The organism is Bradyrhizobium nanningense (assembly GCF_004114535.1).
Taxonomy (GTDB): Bacteria; Pseudomonadota; Alphaproteobacteria; order Rhizobiales; family Xanthobacteraceae; genus Bradyrhizobium; species Bradyrhizobium nanningense.
Genome location: NZ_LBJC01000079.1, coordinates 126,238 through 137,756 on the forward strand (window position 1 = coordinate 126,238; position 11,519 = coordinate 137,756).

The following is an 11,519-nucleotide window of genomic DNA, read 5'->3' on the forward strand; positions in this document are numbered from 1 at the left end:
CTTCGCACTGTCCGGACGCCCGTCCGGACAGTATGAGCCCTTTGGCCTTCTCAGAGGCTGGCCGGTGATTTTGAAAAGGATAGAATAACCTCGCGGCGCATTCGGCCTCCCATGGCTTCTGGAGCGTTCAGAACCGTTGGCGGGGGGAGATAGCGCCGGTTAGCCGGTAAAGTTCGAGCTTTTCTATTACCGATAGAGAGTCCAGCATGTTCGGCAACTGCCGTCACGATCTTGGCGTTCGGTATGAACGTTCCACGTACCGTGTTTTCGCCTACGACATAAATTGCCCTGCCTCCCGGCGCTAGCACCCGAGCGACCTCATCTATAGAGCGCATCATGTCATCGACATAATGTGCAAGGACGGCTTCATGTCGCTGGCTGAGCCTCGGGCTCAGTCGCAGATCAGAAATGATTTTTCTAATCACCGAATCTTGGCGAGCATCATGGTCTCCGCATTCAGTGCCTACGCTGTCAGTTCGAATACTGCTAAGCTCGCCAACCGTATGCCCCATCCAAACTAGCGAAAATTTGCTGCATCTCATGTAGTCAATTGCATTCAGGTAAGGAGGAGAAGTCAAAACAAGATCGATCGTCCCTCTCGCAAGAGGAAGCTTTCGTGCGTCACCGAGCGATGTCCGCGTCGCCGGACGCGTTCAGGTTGGCTCTTTGAAATGCAGTTCTTCAGAACGAGGTCAACGGCGGAAAGAAATTTGTTGAAGGGCTTGATTGGAGCGCTCTCAAAAGCCTTGTGCGGCCTGCTATGGGAGAGGTCCATAGCCAATGAAGCACCGGCCTGCTTAGTGATGATCAGGCGTGAGAAGGCGCACCAAAGTACATCTCTGATGTGATCATCTCTGACGCCGTGAATGGAGTTTGCGAGCGAGGCTAGTTGCTTGCGCGCGTATATGTCGAACCAATAGCGAACAAAGCTGCGAGTCTCTGAATCCGCGTTTCGCGGGTATGCATCGCTTACGCTTAGCGAGGGCATATTGTCTCTTGCGCGCTCCAATACCTCAGCGGCCCTGGCTCTTGCCCTGGGTTCATCGATCGCTGTTGTCCATACGCGGGCTAGGAGCACTGCAAGCGGATCAATATCAATTCCGATCGCTGAGTGGCCGCTCGCGCGAGCCATCGCAAGTACGGTCCCTGATCCCATCATTGGATCCAGAACTCGAATTTGGTCTTGCTCGCTCGACAAAATATCGAGAGCAATCCCGGGAGCCATTCGGGCGGGGAAGGGATGAACGGGATCGCGCCCAAGCGCTTCCTGTATGGTTTTTGTGTAAGTCTTGCTCATGCTACGAATTTGCGCGGAAGCGAGTGTTAGGAGGTCATCTAGGATGAGTTGCCCGCAGGGAAACGGTTAGCCAGTAGCATAGCGTTCGCGCACGCGCGTCTTTAAAGTCTCAGGAATCGGACCTATGCCCCTCGAAACCTTATACCCTAGTTCGCCGCGATTGCCGGCGATCTCGTATTGAGTGCGAGGTGGTCTCGAAATACTGACCCAAGCGTTTTCGCTTTCTTGGAAGCTAACGATGCTGTGTAGGTCCGCTAATGAGAGCGTAACTAGACCATCGGTACCGCACACAAACACCATGAAAGAGTCCGGAAACTTATGCTCCATGTCTAAAAGATCTGCGGCTTGCTCGATTGTAAATGTGAATCGCCACGGCGACATTCGCTTCGAGGAATGCTTCATGTAGACGCCGACACGCCCGTTCATGACGAACGCATTGATTCGACCCTCTCGGACAAATGGACGGAAGGAAACGGATAGAGAGTAATCGTTCTCTACGGCAAGCTGTCGGAGAACAACACCTTGATAGAATTCGTAATCATCCAGCATTTTTGACATTTTTCAAAAAAGTAATACTGCCATTGAACTTATAGATTAGTCGCGCTTTGCCCTTCGCGTTGTAGAAAATCTTGAAGTGGTGCACTGCGTCAGGAAACTCGCGCTTAACTTGACCGAAAAGCCCCTTCGTACGCTCGATCTTGTTTTTGTTGGCATCTTTCATGTTCTCGATCGTGCTCGACTGATGCAGTGCAATGGATGAGGCTCCGTTTGGGAGTATTCGTTGCACGTATCTGATCAAATAGTCTGGTAGAGCATCATTGCCGATTCTCTCTTGTAGTTGCTTCAAGCTGCTAATTGGATCATTCGAGCCATATAGCAGCTTCTCGATCTTGGGCGAGTAGTCAAAAATCGGAAAAGACATTTCTCCCTTGTCGAGCAGTACATTCGTTTTGTCGATGCTGCTTGATGCAACTGCTGCGATTCGCTGATCGGCCAACCAAACGGGAGAGCCCTTTTTTGTTTTGATGGCCTCAAGCGCGAGCTTGTGAAAGGCGAAGCAGCGTTGCCAGTCGAGATAAAGTTGCTCCGGTATGGTCAATTCAAAGTAGGGAAGATGTTTCTTGCGCGAGCCAAACATTCGTGCGCGCTGGATATAAGTATCCTGTTGTATCTTGTGCTTTGAATCGCGAGTGAAGAACATCGAGAGGAGGTTGTCGAATGTGACGCCTCTTGAAACGATGTTGCCGCCAATGACGAATGTAAACATCGCTGCTGGCGAAGTGGCAGACTTGAAGTCGACATTCTTGTCTCGCTCGCTGTTCATTATAATCGTGCTGGTTTGGTCGCAATTCTTCACGATATACGCGAGGATGCTGCTTGCCTGCTCTTGACCGTATAGTTTGGTCGCTATCTTGCCGATCTCATGCGAAAGACTCAAACTTCTTAGAATGAGTGTCTGAGAGAGCATTCATCACTTCGTCGATTGGCTTCTTGTCTGACTTGTGATCGAGCTTCTTGCCGCTCGTGTGGATGAGCATCGAGAAGTTCTCGTCGGACTTCGCGGTCAAGTTAAGGGCGGCGACTCGCACCAGAAATCGGAAGATGGCCTCACGCAGGTACTTCGGGCTATCGTCTGTGTCGGGAAGCGTGTGCAAGGAAAATTGCACATCGGTGTCCAGGGGGAAGAAGACATCTTGGCCAGTGTAGGCCTCATGCGGCGGGAAATTGACCCACTTCTCGTTATCGTTCTCGAACGTATTGTTGAGGTCCAGACGTGCAGGAGTCGCCGTCACGCCGATGTAGATGCCGTCGTGGCTGATGAGCTTATTGATAAGCGCGTTGATACTGGTGATGTCGCCTTTGTTGATCAGCGCATTTGGAGTTGCGAAGTCAGCTTCATCATCGATGATGACCTTGTCGCCGATTCGCTCCAGCTTCTGATTCAGCTTCGTCAGATCGCTCGCATTCTTCTTGCAAAAGATGACATGATAACCGGCGGATAATGAATAGTCGGGATCGATTACATCTGAGAAGTTGCGAGCTGCTGGCGACAGTTTCGATCGTTGGAAGCGCTCTAGGTTTTGTTGAAGGAGCTGAACGCTGTCATTCAACAAATGTACAACGACGCGATGCCCGTCATCCAAGAGCTTTGCTGTAAGACAGATCATCATTTCTGTCTTGCCGCTCTGAGGCTCTCCGTAAATAACGAATGACGTGGTGCCGCTTTCCAAGGTGTCGCAAGCACTTGAGACTGCCGCTTCGATGCAAGACGTCTGCTTGCCGGTCGTCTTCAGCCGACTTAGCTGCGTTTTATATCTATCGCGTTGCTGCGCGATAGCCCGCAGCTGGCCGACATTAAGCCCCAACCCACTACCCCCCAAGTTGAATCGTTGTTTTTCACGATCATAGCGGGCAATGGCCTCAGGGCAAGGTAGGCAGAGGTATCATGCCGCCGACCCCACAAACAAAAAACGGCCGGATCTTTCGATCCGGCCGCTACGCAAACTCTACTGGCTAAGCCTACGCCACGCGACGCAACTTAGCCCCCGCCCTAACTCGAAAAAACTCAGCTGGCCTTCTTGGCCGGCGCGGTGTCGCCGACCTTCTTCTGGATGGCGCGCTTCAGCTCGAGGGCGCGCGGCGACAGGGCGTCGGCGTTGGCCTTGAGCAGGAAGGCGTCCAGGCCGCCATTGTGGTCGACGCTCTTGACCGCGTTGGTGGAGACGCGCAGGCGCACGTTGCGCTCCAGGGCTTCCGAGATGAAGGTCACGTTGACTAGGTTCGGCAGGAAGCGGCGCTTGGTCTTGATGTTGGAGTGGCTGACCTTGTGGCCGACGAGGGGGCCCTTGGCCGTCAGTTCGCAGCGGCGTGACATGGTAGAAATCCTTTAGTTCGAACCCCCAACGAGTGCGGCCGCCATTTTTGGGCGCCACGGGGGCAAATTCTTTCGTCCTTGCAGGGAGCGGGCGGACGTATAGGGGGGAAGGGGCGGGACGTCAAGGTTTTGGGCGGTCTTTTGAAGCCGCGCGCGGTGCGCTCCCTCCCCCGCTTGCGGGGGAGGGCGGGGAGAGGGTGTCTCCGCAGAGGGGCAGCCGCGAGTGTCCCCCAGAGGAGAGAGCCCTCACCCGCGCCTGCGGCGCGACCTCTCCCGCAAGCGGGAGAGGTGACCGCGTCCGCGGCTACCTCCCGATCACCAAAACGGCAATGTTTGTCGCACCTTACCATCACATAAACGGCGTATTCGCGACCGAAGAGTCCGGTGGAGTTCCCGGCCCGACACGCCCGGACACATTGTTTGCCGCGGTTTTTGGCTTAAGTAACAACCGTCGCGCCCCCATGGATTGTTTCGTGCTCACAATGCCTCCTCTTGCGCCCCAATCGCGCTCTGTCCGGCCGCGCTTGGCCGGCTGGCTCGCGGCATTTTGCGGCCTGTCGGTGGTGTGGGGCGCGCTGCCCGCGGCGGCGCAGGGCAAGCTCGAGGCGCAATATGAGGCCTCGCTGTCAGGCATTCCGGTCGGCAAGGGCGGCTGGAACATCGATATCCAGGACGACGTGTTTTCGGCGGCCGCCGCAGGCGGCACCACGGGCCTGCTGAAGTCGTTCACGGGCGGGTCCGGCACCGGCGCCTCGCAGGGGCGCGTCGTCAATGGCGCGCTGGTTGCGACTGGCTACCAGGCCTCCACCACCACCTCGAAGAAGACCGAAGAGATCCGCATCACGCTCGACAAGGGCAATGTGAAGGATTTTGCGATCCTGCCGGAGCCGCCGGTCGATCCTGACCGCATCGTCGTCACCGACGCCCACCGCCGCGGCGTCTGGGACCCGATGACGGCCTCGCTGCTGCGCGTACCCGGCAATGGCGATCCTGTTACGCCGGAGGCCTGCCACAACTCGGCCCCGGTGTTCGACGGCCGCATGCGCTACGACCTCAAGCTCGATTTCAAGCGCATGGAGAGCGTGAAGGCGGAAAAGGGCTATCATGGCCCGGTCGTGGTCTGCTCGCTCTATTTCGTGCCTGTGGCGGGCTACATCCCCGACCGCCCCGTGATCAAATACCTCGCCGCCCAGCGCCACATCGAGATCGCCTTCGCCCCGGTCGCCGGCACCCGCATCCTGGTCCCGTTCTGGCTGAAAGTGCCGACGCCGCTCGGCCCCGCCATGCTGGAAGCCACCAGCTTCATCACCACCGCCCAGCCGCCAAGGGTGGCGAAGACGCAGTAAAGCCGCAACGGTGGTGGCGCACTTACCCTCCCCCTCCAGGGGGGTAAGAGGTCTCGCAATATCAATAGCTTACCTACTGTGCATGGGGTTGTTTTCGCGTTTTTTGCTTTGGAGGGCTCGCAATCGGGAATCCATTTGACTCCGCCCCGATTCTGATTCGACTCCGCGCCGTCCCCAACTTAAGGCTTTGCGCCCTCGAAACGTCACTTGTCCGGCGGCCGAAAACTCCATCTAGTCGTAACGGTTAAGACTCCCGCGACATGTTGCGTGAACGGAACGGGACTCAATCTGGAGTCAGCGATTCGGCCGCGATTCGTTCTAGAGTCGTTCCGAAACTTAAGACGGGCAGGAAAAGCGTCGCAAAGTGAGACAGTTGCGCGGGATTTGGGGAGGAGGCCCACGCGCTCGGTGTGCCCCTCACCCTGAGGAGGCCGCGCCAGCGGCCGTCTCGAAGGGCGAGGGGCTTGGCTTGCCCTATGGCGCCAGCCGGGCCTTCATCCTTCGAGACGCGCTAACGCGCTCCTCAGGAAGGAGCAGCCCTCGCCGCAATCCAGCACTGACATTCGCCCAAATCGCGACTACCTAATCCCCAGACATGGCTTTTTCCTCCTCCCCCTTCGCTTCCGAGCGCGCAGCTTCTGATCGAGTGCCTGGCGCTGGCGTCACTGCGGTGCTCGGGCCGACCAACACCGGCAAGACCCATCTCGCCATCGAGCGGATGTTCGCGCACCCTTCGGGCATGATCGGCTTGCCGCTGCGCCTGCTGGCGCGCGAGGTCTACAACAAGATCGCCGCAAGGGTCGGCAGCGAGGCGGTCGCGCTCGTCACCGGCGAGGAGAAGATCAAGCCGAAGAGCCCGCGCTATTGGGTCTCGACCGTCGAAGCGATGCCGCGCGACCTCGACCTCTCCTTCCTCGCCGTCGACGAGGTTCAGATCGCGAGCGATCTCGAACGCGGCCACGTCTTCACCGATCGCATCCTCAACCGCCGCGGCCGCGACGAGACGCTGCTCTTGGGCGCTGCGACCATGCGCCCGATCATCGAGCGCCTGTTGCCGGGCGTCTCCATGATCACCCGGCCGCGCCTGTCGCAGCTGGAATTTGCCGGCGATCGCAAGATCACGCGGCAGCCGCGCCGCACCGCCATCGTCGCGTTCTCGGCCGATGAAGTCTACGCCATCGCCGAGCTGATCCGCCGCCAGCACGGCGGCGCCGCTGTGGTTCTAGGCTCGCTCTCGCCGCGCACACGCAATGCGCAGGTCGAGATGTTCCAGAACGGCGACGTCGATTATCTCGTCGCCACCGACGCCGTCGGCATGGGCCTCAATCTCGACGTCGACCACGTCGCCTTTGCCTCCGATCGCAAGTTCGACGGCTATCAGTTCCGCCGCCTCACGCCGTCCGAATTCGCGCAGATCGCAGGCCGCGCCGGCCGCGCCACCCGCAACGGCACGTTCGGCACCACCGGCCGCTGTGCGCCGTTCGAGCCCGAGCTCGTCAACGCGCTGCAGAACCACACCTTCGATGCCGTGAAGATGCTGCAATGGCGCAATTCGAAGCTGGATTTTGCATCGCTCGGCGCGCTGCAGGTGTCGCTGAACCTCGCCCCCGGCCATGAGGCGCTGACGCGCGCGCCTGTTGCCGAGGACATGCGCGTGCTCGACCATGCCGCCCGCGACGGCGAGGTGCGCGATATCGCGCATGGCCAGACGGCGGTGGAACGGCTGTGGGAGGCCTGTCAGGTTCCGGACTATCGGAAATTATCGCCGGCGGCCCATGCCGAGCTGGTGACGACGCTGTACGGCTTCCTGATGCAGAAGGGATGCATCCCCGATGCTTGGTACGAAGCCCAGGTTACCCAGGCCGACCGCGTCGACGGCGATATCGACACGCTGTCGGCCCGGATCGCGCAGATTCGCACCTGGACCTTCGTCGCCAACCGCCCGGATTGGCTGAAAGACCCCGATCGCTGGCAGGGAATCACGCGGGAAGTCGAAAATAAATTATCGGATGCGCTCCATGAACGCTTGACTGAGCGTTTCGTTGATCGCCGGACCAGTGTATTGATGCGCCGCCTGCGGGAGAACACGAGCTTGAATACTGAAATCGGCAAGACCGGCGAAGTCATCGTCGAAGGCCATGTCATCGGCCGCCTCGACGGCTTCACCTTTGCACCGGACGCTGCGGAAGCGGGCTCCGATGCGAAAGCCTTGCAGGCTGCAGCGCAAGCGGTGCTCGCCGGCGAGATCAACACGCGCGCCGAACGATTGGGCAATGCGCCCGACGATCAGTTCGTGCTGACCTCGGAAGGCATCATCCGCTGGACCGGAGACGCCGTGGCGCGGCTGTCTGCCGCAGAGGACGCGCTGCATCCGCGCATCCGCATCATCTCCGACGAGCGCCTGACCGGCGGCCCGCGCGACAAGGTGCAGGCGCGGCTCGAGCTCTGGCTCAAGACGCATATCGAGAAGCTGCTCGGGCCGATGTTCGAGCTCTCCAAGGCCGAGGACGTCACCGGCATTGCCCGCGGCATCGCCTATCAGCTCGTCGAGGCCCTCGGCGTGCTCGAGCGTCCCAAGATCGCGAACGAGCTGAAGGATCTCGACCAGCCCTCGCGCGCGGTGTTGCGCAAATACGGCGTCCGTTTCGGCGCCTATCACATCTATTTCCCCGGCCTGCTCAAGCCCGCCGCGCGCGCGCTCGCCGCGCTCTTGTGGGCGCTGAAGCAGGACAACGTCGATCTATCCTCGCTGTCCGGCGCGCAGCATCTGGCCTCCTCGGGGCGCACCTCGTTCCCGGTCGACAAGGCGCTGCCGCGCGATGCCTATCGCGTGCTCGGCTACAAGCAGGCCGGCGAGCGCGCCGTGCGCGTCGACATCCTGGAGCGTCTTGCCGATCTGATCCGCCCGGCGCTGGCCTGGCGCGAGAATGCCTCCGGCGAGAAGCCGGCCGGCGCCTTCGACGGCCGCAGCTTCGTCGTCACCCAGGCGATGACCTCGCTCACTGGCTCTGCAGGTGAGGATTTTGCGTCGGTACTACGTGCCCTCGGCTATCGCATGGAGAAGCGTCCGCCGCTGCCGCAAAAGCCCGTCGTGGCCGAGCAGGTCGTGACTGAAACGGTCGCGGCAGAGACGCCGCCGGTTGAGGGCAGCGCCGAGACTTCGACCGAGACCGCTGCGGAGGCCGTTGCCGGCCTGCCCGAGGAGCCGGCCGCATCCACCGAAGCTGCCGCTGAAGCAGTCACCGTCGAAGACGCACCCGGCATGGAGCCGCAGGACGAGCCGGCTCACGACGCCGAGCCTGCGCTGGACGCCTCCGCCGAGGCGCCCGTCACGCCCGAAGACGCCCCCGGCATCGCGCCGCCGGCGGAAGAGCCGGCTGCGCAAGCCGAATCCGATGGTCTTGAGGCTGCTCCCGCCGAGGCCGCTGCAACGGAAGCCGCTGCATCGCCCGACGCTGCCGCGCCTGAGGCCGCGGCCACGCCCGCCGAGCCCGAGCTGGTCGAGGTCTGGCGTCCCGGCGGCCGTCACGAGGACCGCAAGCCGCGCCACGAGCGCCACCGCCACCAGCGTCATCACCATCAGCCGCGTCCGCAAGCCGGTGCCGAGGCCGGTGCGGCGAGCGCCGCGCCCGGTGAAGCCGCCGAAGGCGCGAAGCCGGGCCATCGTCATGGCGGCCATCGCAGGGACGGCGGCAGAGATTTCCGCAAGCCGCGCGAAGGTGGCGGCGAAGGCGCGCCGCGTCCCGAGGGGCGCGACGACAAGAGCCGCCGCTTCGAGGGCAAGGATCGCGACAACAGGGATCGCGACAACAAGGGGCGTGATCGCGACAAGGGCAAGTTCGGCGGCGATCGCGACAAGGGCCGCGACAATCGTGGCCGCGACCGGGACAAGGGCCGCGACCGCCAGGGCGGTCCGTCACTCCGCCCCTACGCCTCGAGCGCGAACCCGCGCGAGCGTGATCGCCCCGTTGATCCGAATTCGCCTTTCGCCAAGCTTGCCGCGCTGAAAGAGCAGCTGTCCGGCCGCAAGGAGTGATCCCACGACCGAGCGGCAGCGCCTCGACAAATGGCTGTGGCACGCGCGGGTGGTGAAGGCGCGCACCTCCGCGGCCGAGCTCGTCGTCACGGGCCATGTTCGCATCAACGGCACACGCGAGACCTCGCCGGGGCATGCGGTCAAGATCGGCGATGTGCTCACCATCGCGCTCGACCGCACGGTGCGCGTGTTGAAAGTGACAAGCTTTAGCGAGCGCCGCGGCGATGCAGCCTCGGCCCGGGTGCTCTACGAGGAGCTCGGGATGCGCAATTAATTGCGCATCGAATTCATTTCTTGGTCGATCAAACACACAAAGCCGTCATGATCGGGCTTTCCCGACCTTGCAGCGCAGGGCCATCCGCGCTAGGCAAGCCCCGACTTTTAAAAGAGCTTTTCGGAGCGTTGGATGACTTACGTCGTCACTGAAAACTGCATCAAGTGCAAGTACACCGACTGCGTCGAGGTCTGCCCGGTCGACTGCTTCTATGAGGGTGACAACATGCTGGTCATCCACCCCGATGAGTGCATCGATTGCGGCGTGTGCGAGCCCGAATGCCCCGCCGACGCCATCAAGCCGGATACGGAACCCGGCCTGGAGAAGTGGCTCCAGGTCAACGCCGACTACGCCAAGAGCTGGCCGAATATCACCCAGAAGAAAGAATCACCTGCCGACGCCAAGGAATTCGACGGCATGGAAGGCAAGTTCGAGAAATATTTTTCTCCGAACCCCGGCTCCGGCGACTAAATCGGACCCAAACTTAACCCTAATAGCGGCGCCGCCGCCGAAATCCAGCCCTGAAGACCCCTAAATCATTGATTTTTGCGGGAAATGTGCTATATTGAGCACATTAAGCCGAACCCCGTTCAGCCCCGTTGGCCCCTCTGGGTTCCCGTGAAACCAAATGTCGAACAGGGGCGTGGCAGTTTCCGCGCGCAGGCTGTGTCACAGAAAACGCGTAAAAAGAGTACTTCAGCGAGGGCTTCCCATAAGGAGGCCAAAAAAGTCGCCGCGGCCAGCCGTAGCGCATCCAAGGGTCGGACCGCGACGAAGGCGCCGGCTGCAAAGTCCTCGAAGAACAAAAGAAGCGCAATGCCTAACAAGACTGCCAAACCGGCCGCGAAAGCGACCGCTGCCAAGCCTGCTGCCAAGTCTGTGACTGCAAAGCCTGTGACTGCCAAGCCCGCTGCCGTCAAGGCTTCCGCTGCCAAGCCCGCCGCCGCGCCGAAGGCTCATGTTGCTGCTGCTCCTGCCAAGGCTCCCGTCGCTGCCAAGCCGGCGGCCAAGCCCGCTGCTGCGCCGAAGGTCGAGGAAAAGAAGGTCGTGACCCAGCGCCAGGGCTTCAAGGCGAACGAATTCGTCGTCTATCCCGCTCACGGCGTCGGCCAGATCCTGGCCATCGAGGAGCAGGAGATCGCCGGTGCGAAGCTCGAGCTGTTCGTCATCAACTTCATCAAGGACAAGATGACGCTGCGCGTGCCGACCGCCAAGGTCGCCAATGTCGGCATGCGCAAGCTGTCCGAGCCCACGCTGGTGAAGAAGGCGCTCGAGACGCTCAAGGGCCGCGCCCGCGTCAAGCGCACCATGTGGTCGCGCCGCGCCCAGGAATACGAAGCGAAGATCAATTCGGGCGACATCGTCGCGATCGCGGAAGTCGTGCGCGACCTCTATCGCTCGGAATCGCAGCCGGAGCAGTCCTACTCCGAACGCCAGCTCTATGAAGCGGCGCTCGACCGTCTGTCCCGCGAGATCGCGGTGGTGCAGCACTCGACCGAGACCGAAGCGGTCAAGGAGATCGAGGCCCAGCTCGCCAAGAGCCCGCGCCGCAATGCCAAGGCGGAAGCCGCCGAAGGCGAGACGGATGCCGAGGGCGAGACTGACGATACCGATGGCGACGACACCACGGTTGCCGACGAGGCCGCGTAAGCGTCTCGTCGCGTCGATCGCAAGAGATCAAAAGCCCGGCC

General features: G+C 60.8%; 8 protein-coding genes and 1 pseudogene. 5 read left to right on the forward strand and 4 right to left on the reverse strand.

Annotated features, from left to right (window positions below; translation table 11 throughout):
- Positions 1–574 precede the first annotated feature (574 nt).
- The 4 genes from XH84_RS36015 to rpmB form a co-directional block, all read right to left on the reverse strand.
- On the reverse strand, positions 575–1,297 hold the full coding sequence (locus XH84_RS36015) for a hypothetical protein (RefSeq protein ID WP_128919140.1): 723 nt from the start codon (positions 1,295–1,297) through the stop codon (positions 575–577).
- 538 nt (positions 1,298–1,835) lie between these two features.
- Positions 1,836–2,765 (reverse strand): Z1 domain-containing protein, encoded by a 930-nt coding sequence (locus XH84_RS41525; RefSeq protein WP_283811985.1) that lies wholly within the window; start codon positions 2,763–2,765, stop codon positions 1,836–1,838.
- The gene (locus XH84_RS41530; RefSeq protein WP_283811986.1) at positions 2,719–3,663 is read right to left on the reverse strand and encodes a DEAD/DEAH box helicase family protein; all 945 of its coding nucleotides are present in this window, start codon (positions 3,661–3,663) and stop codon (positions 2,719–2,721) included. The genes XH84_RS41525 and XH84_RS41530 overlap by 47 nt, the downstream gene beginning before the upstream one ends.
- 200 nt (positions 3,664–3,863) lie before the next feature.
- Positions 3,864–4,172, reverse strand: a complete 309-nt coding sequence (gene rpmB, locus XH84_RS36025) for a 50S ribosomal protein L28 (protein WP_092220416.1) — start codon at positions 4,170–4,172, stop codon at positions 3,864–3,866.
- A gap of 482 nt (positions 4,173–4,654) precedes the next feature.
- On the opposite strand from rpmB, the gene XH84_RS36030 reads away from it, so the two are divergent.
- The 5 genes and pseudogenes from XH84_RS36030 to XH84_RS36055 all read left to right on the forward strand — a co-directional run bounded on the left by XH84_RS36030 (position 4,655) and on the right by XH84_RS36055 (position 11,478).
- Positions 4,655–5,518 (forward strand): DUF3108 domain-containing protein, encoded by an 864-nt coding sequence (locus XH84_RS36030; protein WP_245471986.1) that lies wholly within the window; start codon positions 4,655–4,657, stop codon positions 5,516–5,518.
- A gap of 595 nt (positions 5,519–6,113) precedes the next feature.
- Complete coding sequence (locus XH84_RS36040; RefSeq protein ID WP_128919141.1) at positions 6,114–9,554, forward strand: helicase-related protein; 3,441 nt, start codon at positions 6,114–6,116, stop codon at positions 9,552–9,554.
- 10 nt (positions 9,555–9,564) lie between these two features.
- A pseudogene (locus tag XH84_RS36045) lies at positions 9,565–9,828 on the forward strand (RNA-binding S4 domain-containing protein); the annotation flags it as partial.
- Between the two features lie 132 nt (positions 9,829–9,960).
- Complete coding sequence (gene fdxA, locus XH84_RS36050; RefSeq protein ID WP_018643465.1) at positions 9,961–10,299, forward strand: ferredoxin FdxA; 339 nt, start codon at positions 9,961–9,963, stop codon at positions 10,297–10,299.
- Between the two features lie 345 nt (positions 10,300–10,644).
- Positions 10,645–11,478, forward strand: coding sequence for a CarD family transcriptional regulator (locus XH84_RS36055; RefSeq protein WP_164936217.1), 834 nt, complete (start codon positions 10,645–10,647; stop codon positions 11,476–11,478).
- The last annotated feature ends 41 nt before the right edge of the window (positions 11,479–11,519 follow it).